Origin of the sequence: Streptacidiphilus fuscans (assembly GCF_015690355.1) — a bacterium.
Taxonomy (GTDB): Bacteria; Actinomycetota; Actinomycetes; order Streptomycetales; family Streptomycetaceae; genus Streptacidiphilus; species Streptacidiphilus fuscans.
Genome location: NZ_JADPRT010000002.1, coordinates 116,462 through 135,267, shown reverse-complemented (window position 1 = coordinate 135,267; position 18,806 = coordinate 116,462). Strand labels below are relative to the sequence as shown.

Below are 18,806 nucleotides of genomic sequence, written 5' to 3'. Positions count from 1 at the left end.
CTAGTGGCGACCGCGATCGGGCAGACACAGGGAGCCTCGCGGCGGAAGCTGGAACTGCTCGGCGACTTCAGCCAGGCTGCACGCGCGCGGGGGCTGCACGCCTGCCTTCGTGCTTGACCAGCGGTGCCACCGGGTCAGCGAACCCACTCATCGGCTCGCTAGTTCTTGGCCGCCAGCAACTGCAACTCCCGGAATTGCCGCTTGTAGGTGGGCTGCGGCTCGCACAGCACCCGGGCTATCTCACTCACGCCGACATCGCGCAGCAGCTCCGCCAGGCGGTCGGGCGACCAGCGATAAGCCGTCACCACCGAGTGGTCGAAGGACTGCGTGGGGATCGCGACGTCGTCGGTGGCGAAGCAGCTGATCAGCAGGTGGCCGCCAGGAGCCAGGACCCGGGCGAACTCCGCGATCACCGTCGGGAGGTCCTGCGGTGGGATGTGGATGATCGAGGATCGCGACAGTACCCCGCCCAGCGAGCCGTCCGCGATGTCGAGCGCCGCCATCGAGCCCACCTCGAACCGCAGCTCCGGGTTGGCCTCCCGGGCCAGCCCGATCATCGCGGGCGACGCGTCGACACCGAAAGCACGCAGTCCCAACTGTCGTAGATGAGCGGTGATATGCCCGGGTCCGCAGCCCAGATCCGCGACCTCGCCATCACCACCGGCGCGCACCGACTCGGCGAACGCGGCGAGCAGCGCACGCTCCAGCGGCCGGTCGCGCAGAGTGTCGGTGAAGTTCTGCGCGTAGCGCGTTGCGACGGCGTCGTAGGCGTCACGGGTGGTGGGGAGGGAGTCCAGTTCGACCATGCCGGGAATGTAGCGGGTGCCACTGACACCGGCAGCGCTCGGCTCGACGCGACCCGCATCGTGGTGGGGCCAGGCCGCTCTGGTGCCGTGTCAGGAGGTCACAACACGGTGGATCTGTCCGCTCGGACCCTCCCCCTCGTCTCCGCCACAACAGCGTCCCCGTGCGCCGCACATGTGCCGAACCTGCCGATCGCCGCACCGGTCAAGCACCCTGCGCGGGCGGGCCGGAACGTGGCACAATCTGCGCGCCCGCCCGCAGAGACGGGGCTCCGGGGATCGGTCCGGTGCGAGGGGTGTCAGTGTCACCGCCAGGGGGTTGTCGTGTTCTTCAAGCACAAGCATCTGCTCAAGGACCTGCGTGAGCACGGGCGCCGGGGTGACGCCGAGATTCTCTCGATGCGGACCATCGGCGAAGGCAGCAACGCGCGGTCCGCGTGGTCGTCGGACGAGGACCTCACGACCAGTTGGTTCGACTGCTCGTTGAAGCTGCTGGTGCAGCCTGTCGACCGTTCGCAGCCGCCGTTCGAGGCGACCGTGAAGTCCCGGGTGCACACGCTCAAGTGGCAGGGCAGCCACCTCCCGGTCTGGTTCGACCCGGAGGACCACTCGCGCGTCGTGGTCGACTACGAGGCCGACGTCGACAGCCAGATACACGCCCTCGCCCACGCCGACCTGCTGATGCATCGTCACGACAACCGGCTGGGCATGGCCTGGACTCCCATTTCCGGGGAGCTCGTGCCGGTGGAGGTCACCGCGGCCAAGGGCAAGGGGCGGCTCACGGTCCCGCGCAAGTGGTCGGCGCTGCTGGAGGAGCCCGCGCAGGCGGCGGTCGGATACGTCCGGGCCAACGCCGCCCGGCTGCTGCCGGAGCTGGACGCGGCCTGGTTCTCCACGAACGACGTGCAGGTGGTCCAGGCCTACGGCAACGTCCCCGTCGGCGCGACCGTCGCCGACGGCCACGCCGCCGGGGCGGCGGTGGTCGCGGCGCTGGTCTCCTACCTCGGCGGGCACCTGGTGCGGCCCGAGGTCGCGGTGACCGGCGCGGTCACGCCGACCGGCGAGTTGGTGCCGGTCGACGACTTCGGAGAGGCCCTGGACGCGGCCAAGCACAGCTACGCGACCGTTCTCGTCGCCCCGGCCGGCAATCAGGCGGAGGCGACGAAGATCGGGCAGCGGCGGCGTCAGGGCGTCGAGCTCGTCTTCGCCGGGCACGTGGACGAGGCCCTGCACAAGGCCCTCGCCAGGCGTGCGGTGAAGGGTCACTGACCGGTCCGCCCCGCCCCGCAGCGAGGCGGGGCGGGGCGGGGCGGACCGACACACGGTGATGCACACGCGGGGCTGGCGTCAGGGCAGCTTCCACTGCTGGTTGGCGCCGCCGTTGCAGTCCCAGATCTCCAGCTGGGTGCCGTTGGTGGTGGTGAAGCCGGGGTCGTCGAGGCACCGGCCGGACTGGGCGCTGACCAGGGTTCCGTTCGCCTGGGGCGTCCACTGCTGGTTGGCGCCGCCGTTGCAGTCCCACAGGTCGACCAGCGTGCCGTTACCCGTTCCCTGGCCGATGACGTCGAGGCACTTGCCGTCGTGGGTGAGCATCCCGTTGGCCCAGGTCCACACCTGCGAGGGGCCGCCGTTGCAGTCCCACAGCTGCACGACCGTGCCGTCGACGTCGGAGTCGCCGTTGTCGTCGACGCACTTGCCGGTCAGGCCTGAGGTGACCGGGCCCGTGTAGTTCGCCGGGGTGCCGGGCGTGAGGGAGAAGTTGTCGAACTGGTCGGTCTGGTAGCCGGTCACCCCGAGCCCGGCCTGGCCGTTGGTGAAGCTCGCGTCGGTGGCACTGCCGACCGTGACGCCGTCGATGCTCGCAGTCAGGGTGGTGTTCTGCATGGAGAGCGAGACCGTGTGCCAACTGCCGGTGCCGAGCGCAGCGGTGGTGGTGCCGCTGGCGAGGGTGGTGAAGTTCCAGCTGGTGTCGCTCTTGACGATGGACCAGGCGCCGGTGTCGCTGACGCGCAGGTGGTAGGCGTTCAGGCCGTTGTTGTTGCGGCCCTGTTGGTTGACCCGGCCCAGCAGCTCGATCGTGCTCGACTGCTCGAAGAGGGTGTCGGCAGTGACGGTGTAGTTGGTCCAGCTGCCGTCGCCCATGATCGTGTACGGGGCGTCGTAGGGCTCGTTCGTCCAGCGGATCGGTGTGGTCGCCGCCATCTGCCGCAGGCAGGTGCCCGCGCGTCCGCCGCCGCAGGGGACGGTCTGGAAGGCGCCGTTCATGTCCGAGAAGTACTTGGGCGAGGTCGTGGTGGCCGGCTTCTCGAAGGTGTCGCTGTACGGGAGTCCGAGCGGGGCGGCGGACGGGGACGTGGCGGTGCCCTTGCCCTGGCCGGTGGTCGTGGTGACGGTGTAGACGTAGCCCGGCTGGAGGGTCAGCGTGTAGCTGCCGTTGGTCGGGGTGACGTCCTGGGTGTGGACGAACCAGTCCGCCGAGTTGGCGGAGTCGACGTTCGTGGCCCAGACGTGGACGGCCCCGGTGGACAGGCCACCGGTGACGGAGAAGGTCGCCGTCTGGGGAGCCGTCGCGTCCATGGTCTCGATGACGGTGCTGTAGTCGCTGTTGTTCGTGGACTTCAGCGTGACGTAGCTGCCGTTGGCGTTCGAGCCGCCGAGGTAGCCGCTGGCGGAGTCGATGTAGTGCCACCCCGGCTGCGCGAACTGGGTGGTCTGCGCGGTGACCCAGGTGGTCTTGCCGATGCTGTAGTTGCCCGACCAGGGCTGGTCGGCGATCGACATGCCGTCGGTCGAGAAGTACAGGTTGGGGTAGAGAGCGGCGATGACCGGCCAGTTGATGTACGAGGTCATCCTGCCGTCGACGTAGTCGCGGTTGATCGCGCGCGCCACCGCCGGAGCGCCCTGGTTCGTGTCCTCCGACCCGTTCTCGCTGGCCCACAGCGGCTTGCCGAGCGCCTGGGCGTTCGCGGTGCTGGGGCAGGAGGTGAAGGAGCCGAGGTAGCCGCAGGGGTAGTGGACGCCGACGATGTCGACCGCGTTCTTGAACGCCGGGTCGGTCGCCATGGCGTCGGCGACCGACCAGTCGCTGTCCGCGGCGACGACCTTGGTGGTGCTGTGACCGGCGGCGACCAGCGCGGACTTCAGGTTCTCGTACCAGGTCGCGTTGAAACCGCGTTCGTTCCAGCCGCCGAGGTAGTCGACGCTCAGATGGTGCTGGGCCGCGCACCCCATCCAGGCCATCAGGTAGGTGATGGTGTCCTGGGACCAGAAGTTGCCGGAGCCGTTGTCGATCCAGCCGGGCGCGCCCCAGGCCAGGCCGTAGATCTTGATGTTGGGGTTGCGGGCCTTGGCCTGTTCGGCGAGCCACCATTCGTAGCCGTTGTTGCAGTCGACGGCGCCCTTGGTGTGCTCGATGCTGGGCTCGGCGCCGTCGGTGGAGTTGGTGTCGCCGCCGATCTCCAGCTTCAGCACCTGCAGCGAGGCGCCGTAGCCGGGCTTGAACAGGTAGTCGAGCAGCTGGCTGCGCTCGGGCTCCGGATAGTCGACCAGCAGGCGGGAGTTGCCGCCGCCTCCGGAGATCGCGCCGACGCCGTCGAAGGCCAGGCCCGGCTTGGAGCCGTCCACCGTGATGGCGGTGGAGACCTCGGCTTTCGAGGTGGTGGAAGCCTGCGGAGCGGCGGCCTGGGCTGTCGGTGCGGCGGCCAGGCCGTTGATGGTGCCGAGAAGCAACAGCGTTGCGCCCAAGGCGCGTAACACCGAGGGCAGGAGTCTGCGACGCATGGGCGGTCTCCCGGGCGAGGTGGGTGGGGAGTGGGCGAGGGGAGCTGGACTGCCGAGCTGCTCAAATATGACGGGGACCTGACCACCCGTCAACAGATCTCACCAGAATCCAGCATGATGGCCCATTACTCCACACAATCAACCTCGCCCGGACCCGAAGATCGGCTCGGCCACCGCCCACGCCACGCCCACGCCACGCCTACGTCAAGGACTCGATACCGGCCAGGAAGATGTCCACGCCGACGAGAAACTGCTCCCGGTCGTCGTGCTCCCGGAGCTGCGTGACGGCGGCCCGGACGAACGGGTATCTGGCGGGGTCCAGTTGGGCCCACTGCGAGGCGGCGTGGTCGAGGAAGGCCGCTCGGTCCATGTCACCGCTCTCGGCGCGGCGGCGGGCGTGCGCGGCGTTCTGTCCGGCCACCCCGAGCACGTAGTTCACCAGGGCTCCGGCCGCGTCGAAGCGCGCCCGCTCGGGGACGGCGAGCGCGTCCAGCAGGCCGCCGACGCTCTCGTAGAAGTCCAGCAGGGCGGGTCGCCATGGCTCGCTGGACAGTTGGGCCCCGACCCAGGGGTGGGCGTCGATCGCGTCGAACAGGCCGAGCGCGAGGCGGCGCAGGGCCTCGCGGGGGTCCGCATGGTCGACGACGGGGGCCAGCACGCGGGTGATGACGTCGTCGGTGGCCGCCGCGAGGACGTCGCCCTTGTCCTCGACATGGTGGTAGATCGCGCCGTAGCCGGTGTTCAGGCGCACGGTGAGCGCGCGCAGCGTCAGCGCCGCCTCGCCGCCGCCGTCGAGCAGCTCGGTCGCCGCCTGGACGATCACCTCCCGGGACAGGCTGTCGGTGCGCCGCGGGCTCCGCGGCGAGGTCTGCGCAGCTTTCTTCACCATGCCCAGAGTGTCGCACGGATGGATCGCCGCTCCAAAGTCGTGCTAGCGTTTTGGATCGGCGATCCAAAGGACCCGATACGGTGCCGGAGCGAGTCCGGCGCCCCTGTGGAGGCACACCATGACGACATCGGTCACGATCATCGGAGCAGGACTGGGCGGCCTCGTCCTGGCCCGCGTACTGCACCTGCACGGCATCGAGGCGAGCGTCTACGAGGCGGACCCCTCGCCGGACGCGCGCCGCCAGGGCGGGCTGCTCGACATCCACCCCTGGAACGGTCAGCAGGCCCTGGAGACAGCCGGGTTGACCGAGGGCTTCCGCAGGCTCGTCCTGCCCGGCCGCGAGTCCTACCGGGTCATGGACCGGGCCGGGACCGTGCTGCTCGACCTGCCCGACCAGGGCACCGGCGAACGTCCCGAGGTGCCGCGCGGCGAGCTGCGGCAGCTGCTCCTCGACTCCCTCCCCGCCGGAACCGTCCGCTGGGGGCACAAGGCCACGGGCGTGCAGGCCCTCGACGACGGCCGCCACACGGTCCGCTTCGCCAACGGCAGCACCGTGGTCGCGAGCCTGCTCGTCGGCGCGGACGGCGCCTGGTCACGGGTGCGCCCGCTGCTGTCGGCGGCCAGCCCCGAGTACGTCGGCGTCTGCAGCGTGGAGACCTTCCTGCTCGACGCCGACACCCGCCACCCCGCCAGCGCCGAGGCAGTCGGCGGCGGATCGCTGTTCGCCCTCGCGCCCGGCAGGGGGCTGCTGGCCCACCGCGAACGCGGCGGAACCCTGCACACCTACGCCCAGTTGCGGAAGCCGGAGGACTGGCTCGCCGCCGACGACACCCCGAACGCCGCCACCTTGGCCTCCCAGCTCGCGGCGGAGTTCGACGGCTGGGCGCCGGAACTCACCGCCCTGGTCACCGCGGGCGACACCGCACCGGTCCTGCGCCGCATCTTCGCGCTCCCGGCCGGGCACCGCTGGGACCGCGCGCCGGGCGTGACGCTGCTCGGCGACGCCGCCCACCTGCGGGCGCCGAACGGCGAAGGCGCGAATCTGGCCATGCAGGACGGCGCCGAACTCGGCCGGGCGCTCGCCGCCCACCCCGGCGATGTGGAGGCCGCACTCGCCGCGTTCGAGCACGGCATGTTCGCCCGCGCGGCGGCCGTCGAGAAGGACGACGACATGTACTCGCTCATGATCGACGACAACGCCCCCTACAACACCCTCGCGATGATGTCCGGAGCACGAGCGGAGGCGGCGGACGCGGCACGAGCCGAGGCCCCGGACGGCGCACGCTGAGAACGTGAGCCACGCGGCGGCTCGGTCTCACCCTTGCGCGACGACGCTCCGGGAGACCGGACAACGGGCGGGCTCGGCCTCGGCCCACGGTGTCGGCCGGTACAGGAAGGCCGGGCGCGCCAGCGGGTCGGGCGGGTCGTAGTAGCGGTGGAACACCGCGGTCGCCGCGCCGGACAGCGGAGGCACTATCCAGGTCCAGTCCGTCGGGACGGCGCGGCCATGCCGGTTCTCCCGCTCGATGTGGGCGAGGAACCGGGTCGACTCCGTGTGGTGGTCGGCTATCGTCACGCCCACACGGGCGAAGGAGTGCAGGACCGCCAGATTCAGCTCCACCAGGGCGCGGTCGCGCCACAGGGTGCGCTCGTCCGACGCGTCGAGACCGAACAGCTGGGCCACGGCGGGCAGTTGGTCGTAACGATCGGCGTCGGCGAGATTCCGTGAGCCTATCTCCGTGCCCATGTACCACCCGTTGAAGGGCGCGGCGGGGTAACTTATGCCGCCGATCTCCAAGGTCATGTCGGCGACGGCGGGAACGGCGTACCAGCGCAGTCCGAGCGCCGCGAAGTCGGGACGGTGAGGGTGCGTCAGCGGGACTTCGAGCACCGCGTCCTCCGGGAGTTCGTAGAACTCCGGGTCGCTCTCGGGGGTGGCCTGGATCAGCAGCGGCAGCACCTCGAACGGCTCCTCGCCGCCCTTCCAGCCGAGTTCCTGCGCACGTGCGCGGCGCTCCGCGCTGCGCGGGTCGTCCGCGTAGCGCACCAGCTGTTCGCCGAGTATCCGGGCGGCCGGGCGACCCGGCGCGTCAGGGGCGAAGACGCTGATGACGGGCCGGATCCGGCCGCCGTTGGTGGCCAGGCGCAGATGCTCGAAGCACTCGCGCGCGATGTCGTCGGGATGGGCGAGGTGCCGCAGGTCACGCACCATCAGGTTGTTCCAGTAGAGCCGCCCGATGCAGCGCGCGGAGTTCCGCCAGGCCACCTGGGCGCCGTAGGTGAGTTCCTCCGGCGTGTGCGCGTAGGTTCCCTTCGCGGCCACCTCGTCGGCGATCTCCCGCAGCCGGGCGTCGGGGTCCACGGCTCCGGCATGCTCGCGCGCGTAGTCACGCACGAACGTCTCGGCGGCCTTGAGCAGTCGCGCCTGCTCCGACTCCAGGCCGGTCACGCTCCGGCCGCCGCCCGCAGCCGCCACATCCGCTGCGGCCGCCACAGTGGGAACCTCTTTGGACCGTCGCCTTCCGAACCTCATCGGCCGCCCCGATTGTGGTCCAGCAAGGGAGGGTTCACGCGACGTCCGATCCTTCGGGGCAGATGCCGGCGGCATCCGTGTGGACGTTCCGGATGCACGGTGTGTGCGGAACGTGGCCATCGGGCCAGGCGTGAACGCTAGCCACCGACAGGGCGGGCGAACAAGGGAACCGGAAGATCCTCTACGGCTTGCCGAGTTCTTCCCAGGAGTGCACCGGCGGCCGGACCGCCTCAACAGCCGCTTGCGTCACGGGTGGTTCGTCGACGTCTCGTCCTGTCCGAGGCGTGGATCGCTCAGAAGGTTCTTACCCTTACTGACGCGTAGCCTCGCACGGGATGCGTTCAGGTGATAGGTCTCCGCCGTCCGCACCTCAGGACGGCGGAGACCGTGAGACCCGGTGTGGGCCCCTCTCAGGCGTTCGGCGCGCGGTCAGGCACAGGCCGCCTGGTCGAGGTGGCCGGCCTTCGCGTCGGCGATCAGGGACGCGAACTGGTCGGCGCTCATCTGGACGCGCTGGCCGAAGTCGTCGGTGAGGACGACGCGCCGCTCGGCCGGCGCTGTGGGGTCGACGAAGAGCTGCGGACAGCCGCAGTCACAGTTGCCGCAGAACGTCGCGATCGGCTCCAGGCCGGTGGGGTCGGTGCTGCTCATGGTGCTCGCCTCCATGCTTCCCGTTGCCGGAGCGACCCGCGATCTACGGGCTCTGCCCGGTCGGTGTCGGCTTACCCTCCACCGCCGCCCCGGACGCCCGGGGACGGCGCTCGATCGGCGCACGCGGCGCACGTGGTCGTGCGCCGGTGCGCTCGTCGTACATTCCCACCCGGGGTATGGTGCCGGCGGCCGACGGGACCGCAGAAGTGCGTGGTCCATGCGGCCGCGACAGCGAGATTCCCCATGCCCAGCAGGCACCCTGATACACAGTCACTCCGGGACTACCGGGGCTGGATCGGCAGCGGACGCCGCGGCTGCCCGGTCTTCGTCGTGCTGTCGCTCATGCCCCTTCATGACGACGGCCGGCGCGGCTCCGTACCGCCGGATCGCTTGCTCCGCCGCGCGTTCGGTGATGCCCGTCAGGCCTCCCTCACCGGGTCGACTTCGGGATGTGTGAAGCGCACGGGCAGACCAAGACAGCGGGCGTATTCGATCTCCGCGCGGGTGGAGTCACCGACGTAGTCACCAACGACGAGGATCTCCCGGGCCATGCGGATCTTCGCCCGGTGGAGCCGATCCAGGCCGGTCTTCACCTGGTCCATGTCCTCGACCTCGCCGTCCCACTGCTTCATGCTCACGTGGGGCATAACGACGATCCGCCCGGCCAGGGACTCGACGTGCGCGGCCTCGGCCATTTGCTGCTGGAAGCGTGTGCTGCCGCAGATGCACACCACGGGCGGCTGTGGCTGCTCGGACTCGGTGAGGTGAGCGGCGTACCTCTCGACCTCGGCCAGGTCGCCGGGAGTGAGCTGGGTGCGCCGGTCGTTCCCGCAGCGGATCGGACGGGTAGTCATGTGGTCGCTCCCTTCTGGGCGTCGTAGCAGCCTGCGCTGGTCGGCCGCATTTCCGGGGCGCGGTCGAGCGTGCGGCGAAACGTCGACAACCGTGTCGTCACGCGCGGAAATCCCTTGCCTTGATTTTCGCGAAGCGGACACCGTCGGGGTGGTGCCAGACGATGCCCTCGGCGCCCAAGCTGCCGTACGTGAGGACCGCCGCCTGGATGCCTTCGAAGGTCAGCTCCGGGTTGGGAAGGCTCTGGGCGTCGGCGTGTGCGATGAGTCGGTGGTGGCGCTCTCGCTCCGGGTTCCCGTTGATCTTCGGTCCGACAAGCTCATAGGTGCCCGGCTTCCAGCCACCCGCGCCGGGCTCCGCCATGGCCTCCGCGTGGTACTTCGCGAACGCGGACTGTCCAATCGGCTCCCAGCCCATGGTCTTCCCGGTGACTTCGTCGGTGGTGACCGGGGCGAAGTTCGGCGGCGGGGTCTTGCCGGGCTTCACCTCCCGGCGCGCCCACCACTCCCCCGCGTCGTCGAGCATGACGCAGATACCGTCGTACTTGCGCGTCGGCTTGCCCTCGCCGTCAAAGACCCACTGGCAGTCAGGGTTGATTTCGGACAGGACGTGGGCACGGTCGTCGGGGTCACGCTTGAAGATGGTGGGGATCTTGCGCATGAGGATGGTTCTCCTTCGGGGTGCGGGGTGCGGGGTGCACTTGCGGCCTCCACCCTGAGGCGAGGGGGGTTCAGCGGCTTGCGAGGCGCCGATGAATCAGTGGGACATCTTCAAACCGTGCCTGGAGTGCGGGACCACGAGCCGAATGTATCTGCGCTGGGCCACACGAACCGACTGGATTTCCTCAGGCGGCGATCTGGTTGTCGGTCGGGGTCTGGACGGCGGCGAAGTACTGGTCGACGAGCCGCTCGTACTCGCGCCACGCCCGCTCGTTGCCCCTGGCGGGGGTTGTCGAGCGGGGGCGAGGCGGCAGCCGGTGGCTTCCTCGGGAGGCAGCCGCTGGCTAGCTTGCAAGACGCCCCCAGCCCAAGGGCGCTGGGCTGGGGACGACCTGCTGTTTCAGAGCATTTCTTGGGGAGTCCCTGTGGAAGCCCGGGCAGCCCGGGGGTCTCGGAGTGAAATACGGAGACACCGTCAGAAACGGTTAGACACACAGTTTCTGCAGTGCAGACCCGCTCTCGGAGAAGAACGCCTACCCCCTAGAGCAGCGTCGACCAGTAGTACCAGAAGCGGTTCAGCACCAGGAGCGCGATGACGAGGTAGCACGCCACCGGGACGAGCCAGTACCACCCCGCCGCCGAGGCCAGCCTCGCCCGTGCGCGGTCGGAGCTCGGGATGACGCCCGTGCGCAGGTTGTGGACGGTCGTGTACCAGCACAGCAGGATCGTGGTGACCCAGACGACCATGCAGTAGGGGCAGACCGCGCCGATCGAGTACAGGGTCTGGCCGATCAGCCAGCAGATCATGCCGAGCCCGAACAGGGTTCCGGCCTGCAGGCCCAGCCAGAACCAGCGCGGCAGCCGGGCACCGGTCAGCGCGACCACCCCGATCGTGACGACCACGGCGAACGCGCCCAGCCCGATCAGGGAGTTGGGGAACCCGAACGCGGACGCCTGCCAGGTCCGCATCACCGAGCCACAGCTGATGATCGGGTTGATGTTGCAGCTGGGACTGTAGTTGGGGTTCTCCAGGATCTTGATCTTGTCCAGGGTGAGCTGGGTCGCGGCGGCCAGCGCGAAGGCGCCCGCGATCAGCAGCAGCCAGGCGTAGCCGCGGCTGGCGGCCACCCACGAGTCGGGCCGGTCCGTCCGCTCCCCGGTGGTGGCGTCGCCGTCGGCGGCGTGGTCGGTGGTCATCGGGTTCCCTCTCCGGTCCATGGGGTGCGGCTCACTTGCCGGACGCGATGGTCTGCTGGACCAGCGCCATGTACTGGGCGGGCGTGATCGCGTTGCCCTGGCTGTCGAAGACGGTCAGCTGCTGCCCGTCTAGCTTGAGCGTGGGCGTGCCCTGGATGCCACTGGAGTTGAAGGCGTCCGAGACCTTCTGCGCCCACGGCGCGTAGACGCCGTCCTGCACGTCCTTGGTGAAGGTCGGGGTGACCAGGCCCGGGACCTTCTTGGCCAGGTCGAGCAGCGTGTTGACGTTCCCGAAGCCGTCCGTCTCCTCCGGGGGCTGGTTGGCGTAGAGGACGTCGTGGAACTCCTTGAACGCCGTCGGGCCGCCCTCGTTGAGTGCCGCGCCCGCGACCTGCAACGCGTCGATCGACCCGGTGCCGCCGAGGTTGTTGTCCAGAAAAGTCGCCATGTGGTACTGGATCTTGTACGTGCCGTTGTCGGCTAGTTGCTGGACGGTCGGGCCGTCGGCCTTCTCCAGCTTGTCGCAGATCGGGCAGCGGAAGTCTTCCCAGACGTCCAGCGTGTGCTTGGCGTTCGGGTTCCCGTAGACGATCACCGTCCCGTTCGGGCCAGACGCGTGCGCCGGGACGACCAGCGGGCCACTGGCGGCGCTCTTGCCGCTGTTGCCGTTGCCGACCGCCAGGCCTATGCCTGCCGCGATCGCGACCACCGCGACGACGGCCGCGCCTATCGCCACCTTGCGCCTGCGCGCCTGCACCTGCTGCTCACGGGCCCGCTGCTCGGCCAGTCGCTCCCGCGCCGAGGCACGGGCCTCGCGCTTCGTCGGCCTGCCGGACCTGCCGGGCGTGTTGGGCTTGTTCGGGTCGTTCTGATCGTTCTGATCGTTCGGGTTCGTGTTCTCGCTCATGGCCGTCCTCACAGACGAAAAGGTCAGGAAAGGTGAGGAAGCGGGCCTGGAACGGCAGTGCTGCACAGCCCGGCGGCACACCGTGGGGTGCGCTACGGACGAGCGTGGTCAGATCGGAGGGCAGGCGCCGTTCAGCAGGCCCGTGCGAGAACCGGTGGACCGCGCCGCGACGCGGCCGACAGCAGCGCGTCCTGCGGACCGGACGGGACCGGACCCGTCGCGGGCGGCACCCAGGTCGGTCCTTCGGGCAACGCGACGGGCGTGACCAGCCATGCGAGCAGCGCGGCGACACCCGACCAGGACACGACGGCCACCGTGCGCAGGACCGCGAACACGGCCGCCTCGCCCCGGCGCAGCCACCAGGCCGCCACCAGCGCCAGCACCAGGTGCAGGGCGAGCAGCAGCAGCGCCCCGGCACCGGTCAACGACACCAGCGCGCGGGGCGCCTGCTCGGTCAGTCCCAGCAGGCTCGGCCGGATCGATCCGCCACCGCATGCCAGCGCGCCCCAGCCGGACACGGCGACACCGTTGCCGGGTCCGGGCGGGCAGCTCTGCTGGCCGACGTTGAACAGGGCGTTCAGGCCCACCTGGACCGGGACCATCACGGCGATGATCGCCGGGTAGCGCCGCTCACCTCGGGCGAAAAGGATCATCGCGACCCCGAGCGCGAGGCCGAAGGCCATCCCGATGACGTCCAGCGGCACCGGCAACCCGGTCACCACCAGGCGCGACCCGACGGCGAGCAGGACGGACACCGCGGCGAACACCACCGCGCGTGAGAACCGAAGCCCGAATCCGTCCATCGAACGGAGTATCCCACCTGCCACGGCGACATGGAGAGGGAAGGAATCGACCCGAGGGTGAGGATTTCCTTTGCCTCCTTTGCCGTGGCAGGTCCGGGATGTTCGAGCGAAGAGGAACGAGGAGGAACCAAGAGGAGCGAGGCGGCAGGAGTCAGCGGCGGCCGGGGCCGACGTGACGGCGGAAGCCTCGCTCCTGGGACGGGAAGCTCTGGTCGGCGCCGGGCAGGGTGGGCGCCGGGAGCGTGGCCACCTCCTGCTCGGCGAGGGCCAGTTGGGCGGCGGTGCCGGGCAGCGGCGGTGCTTGGCGCCCGGGGCCGCGGAACTGGAAGGCGGAGGTCAGGTCGCCGAACGTCTCCCGGCGCCAGTCGGTGACGTTCTCGGCCCGGACCCCGGTGAAGCACTCCAGGAACTGGAGGACGGAGGTGTGGTCGAACGCCTCCGAGGACACCCAGCCGCCCACCGTCCAGGGCGAGACGATGATGCACGGCACCCGGAACCCGCTGCCGATCGGCAGCCCGCCCACGTACTCGTCGGGCGTTCCGGCGGGGGCGGTGAGCGGCGGCACGTGGTCGAACAGGCCGTCGTTCTCGTCGTAGTTGAGGATGAAGACGGTCTTGGCCCAGACCTCCGGGTTGGACGCGATGGCCTCGATCTTGGAGGCCACGAAGTCCGCGCCCGCTGCGGGCAGGTAGTTCGGGTGTTCCGACTGGTAGCTGGTCGGCAGGATCCAGGACACCGCCGGGAGACGGTCGTTGCGCGCGTCGTCCTCGAAGGTCCCGGCGGGTTGCGCCACCATGCCGCGGTCGTGGAGCGGGTCGCCCGGCTGGGCGTCCTGGAAGGTCTGGAACTCGGAGAGCATGTTGGTGCCGTAGTTGTCGGACTCCTGGTAGACCTTCCAGGAGATCCCGGCCGCCTGGAGCTGCTCCGCGTAGGTCTTCCACCGGTACGGCGTGGGTGCGATGTTGCTGGTGATCGGGCCGCCGTACTGGCCGGACGGGTCGATCGAGCCGGTCATCCAGTAGAGCCGGTTGGGCCAGGTCGGGCCGAGGACCGAGCAGAAGTAGTTGTCGCAGACGGTGAAGGACTCGGCCAGCGCGAACTGGAAAGGGATGTCCTCGCGGGTGTAGTAGCCCATCACGTAGGGGCCGTTGACGCCGTCGGCGGCGCGGTGCGCGGGCAGCCACTGGTCCATCTGCCCGCCGTTCCAGGCCTGGTGCTGGACGGCCCAGGCGTGGCTGGTGGAGGGGATGGCCTGTGCGCTGGTGGTCCGGGTGTCCAGGTGGAACGGCAGGATGTAGCCGTCGGGGTTGACCGTGTCGGGCTGGTAGAAGACCGAGCGTCCGGTCGAGAGCTGCAGCGCCTGCGGGTCGTGGAAGCCGCGCACCCCGGACAGCGTGCCGAAGTAGTGGTCGAAGGAGCGGTTCTCCTGCATCAGCATGACCACGTGCTCCACGTCACGCAGCGATCCGCGCCTGGGCACGCCTGCCGCGACGGCCTGCTGCACGCTCGGCGGGAGCAGCGCCAGCGCCGCTCCCGCGCCGATCGCCCCGGCCGCCGAACCGAGCAGGCGACGCCTGGTCATCCCCGTCGTGTTGGTCTCCGGCACTGGCCGGCCCTCCCTCTCCGTCGGATCGTCAGAAGCCCGCAGTGGAGCACGCGGTGACATGTCCACAGAGGCACCAGACGACTCTGGCGCGGGAGGTTGAGGGAATCCAGGAAAGGTCGGTGAACGTACGACCAACTGTCAGAGGAACACCGACATGGCGGAAGAGATGGGAATGACTGCCGCGTGCGCGCTCAGACGACTTTGGCGAAGATCGCGTAGGCGATGGTGACGAACAGGAAGAGACGGCAGCACTCCGCGAGACGGGGTGCCAGCGGCGTCGCAACCGCCCGCGCGGCGTCGCCGGAGAGCGGCGCGGGGCCGACCTGGGAGACCCGGTCGAGCATGACGACCACGTAGCCGACCGCGGCGATCGCGAACACCATGCCGAGCGCGGGGAAGTGGATCGTGTTGTCCTGGATCATGCCGGGCATCCCGGCCATGACGTACAGGCCGGCGGTGGAGCGCGAGAGATCCGAGGGCGCCACACCGGCCAGCAGCATGTAGACCAGCACCACGGCCGTCGCCGCGTTGACCACGTCGCGGCCCGGCGCCGAACCGCCCGTCGACCGGGCGCGGGCCCAGCGGACGGCGAAGGCGACGGCCCCGGCGGCGAAGACCACGGCCCAGACCGCGCGCGGCAGCGTGGCAGCCCAGTTCACCAGCATCCCGGCCAGAGCCAGCGCCGTCAGCGCGTGGAAGGCATCTGACGCATAGTCACGGGGGCGCTGCGACGTCCGGGCCGTCACCATCCGCCAGACGAAGAGCGCGGCGATGGCCGGCATCGCCGTCGCGAGCAGGTTGACCAGCCAGTCCGGGGCACTCATGCGGTCGCGGTCTCCGTTCGGATCGAGCGGCGGGCGGGCCAGTAGGCGGCCGCGAGGAGAACGAGCAGCGGCCCGGAGTTCGGGTCGGTGGCCATGCCCTGGAACGGCATACCGAATCCCTCACCGAACACCCAGATCAGCGCGGCGAGCACGACCGCGCCGACCAGGCCCGCCGTCACCGCCCGACGCCAGGGCAGCAGGACGCTCAGCCCGACGAGGGCGAAGGCGACAGCCAACACGACCGAGATCGCCAGGTCGTGACCGGCGGCCAGCTTGCCGACATGGTTGCCGAGCTGGACCAGCCAACCCGGCGCACCGGTCAGCGCGTTGGTGACGGCGCCCTGAACCGCCCCGGGCGCCCGGTTCGCGGGCTGCAGCACGAGGTAGGCGAACGCCGCCCACAGCAGCACCCATACCGCTCGGGCGGGCCGCTCGCCGATCCGTGCCGCAGCGGGAAAGGCCGAAGGCCGCTCGCTGGGCCACAGCAGGACGGCGAGCAGCCCGTACAGCACCGCCGCACCGGGAGCGCCGGTCAGCGGGTTAGCGGTGCCGGCGAACAGCCCCCCGAGTCCCTCCCCCAGCCACCACACGCCGACCGCCCACACGGTCGAGGCGAGCAGCGCGGGCTTGACGGTGGGCCGGCAGGCGATGCCGATCCCCAGCAGCACCTGGACCAGTGCGAACACGGCGTTGGTCGCGACCGGGTGGTCCGCGTTCATCGTGGTGACCCAGTGCACCGGGCCGGCCACCCACACCGGGTTGCCCGAGGCCATCGGGTACAGCGTCATCTTGCCGAAGCTCAGCGTGAACATGTACGGCTGGAACTGGAGGATGCCGTCGAGCAGCCACACCGCCGCGAGCGCGAGCTGCAGGCGCCTTCGCGGGTCGAGCGGCCGAGCAGCCACCGGGGCGGGTATGCGGCCGTCGTGGTGCTTGCCGGGCACCGTGCTGTGTGTCGTCACGCGGGGATGGTCGCAGACGTTGGTGAAAACTCCCTTGGAAGCCCGCCCGGGGCTACAAGCCCTTCCTGGTCTGCTCAACCACCTCCGTCAGCAGGTCGGCGACGACGTCGGGAGCGGTGACGAGCGGCGTGTGGTCCACGTCGTGGACCCGGACCGTGGCGCCCATGCGGTCGGCCATGAAGTGCTGGTTCTCGGCCGGGATCATTCGGTCCTGCTCGGCCACCAGGTACCAGGTGGGCACGTCCTTCCACAGCGGGCGGCCGACGGGGGTGGTGATGGCGGCGAGCGCGATCGGCCGCTGTACCGCGCGGAGCACGGCCTGCTCCTGCGGGGTGGCCAGTTGGGCGAACGCCTTCGGGAACGCCTCGTCGGGCAGCCAGACGAAGCCCTGCTCGTCGGGCGTCAGCGCCGGGGCGTCCGGGTGCGGGGCGGTGCGTCCGAAGACCTCGCCGACGCTCTCACCCTCGTCCGGGGCGAGCGCCGCGACGTACACCAGCGCACGGACGTGCCCGGCTGTGACGGATCCGATGACGCCGCCCGCGTAGGCGTGCCCGGCCAGGACGACCGGGCCTCCCACATGGTCGAGCGTGCGCTCCAGCGCTGCCACATCGTCGGGAAGCGAGGTCAGCGGCAGCGGTGCCGCGACGGCGCGGATGCCCTTGGCCCGCAGCCGCTCGATGACCTTGCTCCAGCTGGAGCCGTCCGCCCAGGCACCGTGGGCGAGGACGACGGTGACGTCCTTGGACATGTCTCAACACTCCTTGGGTGGTGGGGACTTCTCGATGGGGACTTCTAGAATTCGACCGTCGCGAGGAAGTCGCGGATCGCCTCGGCGATCTCGCCCGCGTGGGTCTCCAGGGCGAAGTGCCCGGTGTCGAGCAACCGCACCTGGGCGTTGGGGTTGTCGCGGGTGAACGCCTCGGCTCCGGCCGGCAGGAAGAACGGGTCGTTGCGGCCCCAGACCGCGAGCAGCGGCGGCGTGTGGGCGCGGAAGTACGCGTGGAAGCTCGGGTACAGGTCGACGTTGGTCCCGTAGTCGCCGAACAGGTCGAGCTGCACCTCGTCGGCTCCGGCCCGCGCCAGGTAGTGGTTGTCCAGGGTGTAGCCGTCCGGGGAGACGGACGCCGGGTCGGGCGTGCCGTGGGTGTACTGCCACACGGTGGTCTCCGGGGCCAGGAAGGCGCGCAGCGCCTCGCGGTTGGCGGCGGAGCGGTCCTTCCAGTACGCGCGGATCGGCGCCCAGCCGTCGCTGAGCCCCTCCTCGTAGGCGTTGCCGTTCTGGGAGATGATCGCCGCGATCCGCTCGGGGTGGGCGGCGGCCAGGCGGAATCCGGTGGGCGCGCCGTAGTCGAAGACGTAGACGGCGAACCGGTCCAGCCCGACGACCTCGGTGAACCGGTCGATCACGCGGGCGACGTTGTCGAAGGTGTAGTCGAACTCGCTCCGGTCGGGCATGGCCGACTGCCCGAAGCCCGGCAGGTCGGACGCGATGACCCGGTAGCGGTCGGCCAGCCGCGGGATCAGGTCGCGGAACATGTGGCTCGCGCTCGGGAACCCGTGCAGCAGCAGCACCACGGGCCCGTCCTCGGGCCCCGCCTCGCGGTAGAAGACGTCCACTCCGTCGACGTCGACGGATCGGTAGGTCACGGCATCACGCATCGCACTCATCTCCTCGGTTGCCTTGCGGGGACGAGTTCGAGTCAAGCAGCGCCCACCTAACCTGTCAAGACGATTTAGATGGTTAGGCATCCCAGGCGACGCGCGCACTCATGTAACCTTCGAATCGACGTTTGACGGTTAGGAGGCAGCCTGTGGACGGCAGCGAGCAGCACGAGGCCCTGCTGGACCTGCTCAACAGCACGCCCGTGGTGAACGGCGCGGTCGAGGACCAGCTGACGGACCCGGACGCGGCCCGCGCCTGGCAACTGGCCCACGGCGGCGACGGGTCCCCGCACGAGCGGCGCAGTCTGATCCGGGCACGCGACGGCCTTCAGGACGTGATCCGCGGCGACAGGCCCTCCGACTCGCTGAGCGCGCTCCTGAAGGGCGTCGTGTCCAGGCCCCTCGTCTCGGCCGAGGGGGTGTCCTGGCAGGTGGAAGTGCCCGACGAGCGAAGGCTGGCCGTCGAGGCCGTGCTGGCGTGGAGCGCCGTCCACGAGACGATGCCCGGCCGACTCAGGCCGTGCGCGAATCCGGAGTGCAGGCTGTTCCTCCTCGACCGCAGCAAGGGCAACAAGGCCCGCTGGTGCTCGATGGCGGTCTGCGGCAACCGCATGAAGGTGCGGCGCCACTACCAGCGCGCCCGGGAGGCAGCGCAGGAGCAGACCCCCGACGCGTAGC

The 18,806-nt window shown here is 70.1% G+C and carries 18 protein-coding genes; 3 read left to right on the top strand and 15 right to left on the bottom strand.

The features are described 5' to 3' along the window. Positions 1 to 158: 158 nt before the first annotated feature. Entirely contained in the window at positions 159 to 806 is a 648-nt protein-coding gene (locus I2501_RS04255; RefSeq protein ID WP_196192464.1) for a class I SAM-dependent DNA methyltransferase, read from the bottom strand. A gap of 321 nt (positions 807 to 1,127) precedes the next feature. Here I2501_RS04255 and I2501_RS40495 point away from each other — a divergent pair, with 321 nt between their 5' ends. Further along, a complete protein-coding gene (locus tag I2501_RS40495) occupies positions 1,128 to 2,072 on the top strand; it encodes a S16 family serine protease (protein ID WP_196192463.1) in 945 nt (314 codons plus the stop codon). A 78-nt stretch (positions 2,073 to 2,150) separates the two neighbouring features. Here the strand turns inward: I2501_RS40495 and I2501_RS04245 are convergent, their stop codons facing one another. Both I2501_RS04245 and I2501_RS04240 read right to left on the bottom strand, forming a co-directional pair. Beyond that, positions 2,151 to 4,583: a ricin-type beta-trefoil lectin domain protein gene (locus I2501_RS04245; RefSeq protein ID WP_196192462.1), complete on the bottom strand. Its 2,433-nt coding sequence runs from the start codon at positions 4,581 to 4,583 to the stop codon at positions 2,151 to 2,153. A 199-nt stretch (positions 4,584 to 4,782) separates the two neighbouring features. After that, a complete protein-coding gene (locus I2501_RS04240) occupies positions 4,783 to 5,472 on the bottom strand; it encodes a TetR/AcrR family transcriptional regulator (protein ID WP_196192461.1) in 690 nt (229 codons plus the stop codon). Between the two features lie 118 nt (positions 5,473 to 5,590). On the opposite strand from I2501_RS04240, the gene I2501_RS04235 reads away from it, so the two are divergent. Then, entirely contained in the window at positions 5,591 to 6,760 is a 1,170-nt protein-coding gene (locus I2501_RS04235) for an FAD-dependent oxidoreductase (RefSeq protein ID WP_196192460.1), read from the top strand. Between the two features lie 27 nt (positions 6,761 to 6,787). Here the strand turns inward: I2501_RS04235 and I2501_RS04230 are convergent, their stop codons facing one another. From I2501_RS04230 to I2501_RS04175, 12 genes are all read right to left on the bottom strand, one after another. Beyond that, positions 6,788 to 7,966, bottom strand: a complete 1,179-nt coding sequence (locus I2501_RS04230) for a nitric oxide synthase oxygenase (protein WP_328806191.1) — start codon at positions 7,964 to 7,966, stop codon at positions 6,788 to 6,790. A 468-nt stretch (positions 7,967 to 8,434) separates the two neighbouring features. Next, positions 8,435 to 8,656 (bottom strand): hypothetical protein, encoded by a 222-nt coding sequence (locus I2501_RS04225; protein WP_196192458.1) that lies wholly within the window; start codon positions 8,654 to 8,656, stop codon positions 8,435 to 8,437. Between the two features lie 419 nt (positions 8,657 to 9,075). Continuing rightward, positions 9,076 to 9,510 carry a hypothetical protein gene (locus I2501_RS04220; RefSeq protein ID WP_196192457.1) on the bottom strand — a complete coding sequence of 145 codons (435 nt, stop codon included), beginning with the start codon at positions 9,508 to 9,510 and terminating at the stop codon, positions 9,076 to 9,078. A gap of 97 nt (positions 9,511 to 9,607) precedes the next feature. Then, positions 9,608 to 10,168: a hypothetical protein gene (locus I2501_RS04215; protein ID WP_196192456.1), complete on the bottom strand. Its 561-nt coding sequence runs from the start codon at positions 10,166 to 10,168 to the stop codon at positions 9,608 to 9,610. A gap of 539 nt (positions 10,169 to 10,707) precedes the next feature. Beyond that, on the bottom strand, positions 10,708 to 11,364 hold the full coding sequence (locus I2501_RS04210) for a vitamin K epoxide reductase family protein (protein ID WP_196192455.1): 657 nt from the start codon (positions 11,362 to 11,364) through the stop codon (positions 10,708 to 10,710). A gap of 31 nt (positions 11,365 to 11,395) precedes the next feature. Then, positions 11,396 to 12,271, bottom strand: a complete 876-nt coding sequence (locus I2501_RS04205) for a DsbA family protein (RefSeq protein WP_196192454.1) — start codon at positions 12,269 to 12,271, stop codon at positions 11,396 to 11,398. Positions 12,272 to 12,402: 131 nt separating this feature from the next. Then, positions 12,403 to 13,074, bottom strand: a complete 672-nt coding sequence (locus I2501_RS04200; protein ID WP_196192453.1) for a hypothetical protein — start codon at positions 13,072 to 13,074, stop codon at positions 12,403 to 12,405. Between the two features lie 151 nt (positions 13,075 to 13,225). Continuing rightward, positions 13,226 to 14,656 carry an alkaline phosphatase family protein gene (locus tag I2501_RS04195; RefSeq protein WP_196192961.1) on the bottom strand — a complete coding sequence of 477 codons (1,431 nt, stop codon included), beginning with the start codon at positions 14,654 to 14,656 and terminating at the stop codon, positions 13,226 to 13,228. Positions 14,657 to 14,871: 215 nt separating this feature from the next. Further along, positions 14,872 to 15,504: a DUF5134 domain-containing protein gene (locus I2501_RS04190; RefSeq protein ID WP_196192452.1), complete on the bottom strand. Its 633-nt coding sequence runs from the start codon at positions 15,502 to 15,504 to the stop codon at positions 14,872 to 14,874. Beyond that, positions 15,501 to 16,466: a hypothetical protein gene (locus I2501_RS04185; RefSeq protein ID WP_196192451.1), complete on the bottom strand. Its 966-nt coding sequence runs from the start codon at positions 16,464 to 16,466 to the stop codon at positions 15,501 to 15,503. Before I2501_RS04185 ends, I2501_RS04190 begins: the two co-directional genes overlap by 4 nt. A gap of 52 nt (positions 16,467 to 16,518) precedes the next feature. Continuing rightward, on the bottom strand, positions 16,519 to 17,214 hold the full coding sequence (locus tag I2501_RS04180; RefSeq protein WP_196192450.1) for an alpha/beta fold hydrolase: 696 nt from the start codon (positions 17,212 to 17,214) through the stop codon (positions 16,519 to 16,521). A gap of 44 nt (positions 17,215 to 17,258) precedes the next feature. Then, complete coding sequence (locus tag I2501_RS04175) at positions 17,259 to 18,125, bottom strand: alpha/beta fold hydrolase (protein WP_196192449.1); 867 nt, start codon at positions 18,123 to 18,125, stop codon at positions 17,259 to 17,261. Positions 18,126 to 18,277: 152 nt separating this feature from the next. Here I2501_RS04175 and I2501_RS04170 point away from each other — a divergent pair, with 152 nt between their 5' ends. Beyond that, positions 18,278 to 18,805, top strand: coding sequence for a CGNR zinc finger domain-containing protein (locus tag I2501_RS04170; protein WP_196192448.1), 528 nt, complete (start codon positions 18,278 to 18,280; stop codon positions 18,803 to 18,805). Position 18,806: the final 1 nt, after the last annotated feature.

What these genes read in the sequence shown, in the direction of transcription:
- I2501_RS04255 (WP_196192464.1), bottom strand. Translation starts at nt 806, where the DNA reads ATGGTCGAACTGGACTCCCTCCCCACCACCCGTGACGCCTACGACGCC.
- I2501_RS04245 (WP_196192462.1), bottom strand. Translation starts at nt 4,583, where the DNA reads ATGCGTCGCAGACTCCTGCCCTCGGTGTTACGCGCCTTGGGCGCAACG.
- I2501_RS04240 (WP_196192461.1), bottom strand. Translation starts at nt 5,472, where the DNA reads ATGGTGAAGAAAGCTGCGCAGACCTCGCCGCGGAGCCCGCGGCGCACC.
- I2501_RS04235 (WP_196192460.1), top strand. Translation starts at nt 5,591, where the DNA reads ATGACGACATCGGTCACGATCATCGGAGCAGGACTGGGCGGCCTCGTC.
- I2501_RS04225 (WP_196192458.1), bottom strand. Translation starts at nt 8,656, where the DNA reads ATGAGCAGCACCGACCCCACCGGCCTGGAGCCGATCGCGACGTTCTGC.
- I2501_RS04220 (WP_196192457.1), bottom strand. Translation starts at nt 9,510, where the DNA reads ATGACTACCCGTCCGATCCGCTGCGGGAACGACCGGCGCACCCAGCTC.
- I2501_RS04215 (WP_196192456.1), bottom strand. Translation starts at nt 10,168, where the DNA reads ATGCGCAAGATCCCCACCATCTTCAAGCGTGACCCCGACGACCGTGCC.
- I2501_RS04210 (WP_196192455.1), bottom strand. Translation starts at nt 11,364, where the DNA reads ATGACCACCGACCACGCCGCCGACGGCGACGCCACCACCGGGGAGCGG.
- I2501_RS04205 (WP_196192454.1), bottom strand. Translation starts at nt 12,271, where the DNA reads ATGAGCGAGAACACGAACCCGAACGATCAGAACGATCAGAACGACCCG.
- I2501_RS04200 (WP_196192453.1), bottom strand. Translation starts at nt 13,074, where the DNA reads ATGGACGGATTCGGGCTTCGGTTCTCACGCGCGGTGGTGTTCGCCGCG.
- I2501_RS04195 (WP_196192961.1), bottom strand. Translation starts at nt 14,656, where the DNA reads ATGACCAGGCGTCGCCTGCTCGGTTCGGCGGCCGGGGCGATCGGCGCG.
- I2501_RS04190 (WP_196192452.1), bottom strand. Translation starts at nt 15,504, where the DNA reads ATGAGTGCCCCGGACTGGCTGGTCAACCTGCTCGCGACGGCGATGCCG.
- I2501_RS04180 (WP_196192450.1), bottom strand. Translation starts at nt 17,214, where the DNA reads ATGTCCAAGGACGTCACCGTCGTCCTCGCCCACGGTGCCTGGGCGGAC.
- I2501_RS04175 (WP_196192449.1), bottom strand. Translation starts at nt 18,125, where the DNA reads ATGCGTGATGCCGTGACCTACCGATCCGTCGACGTCGACGGAGTGGAC.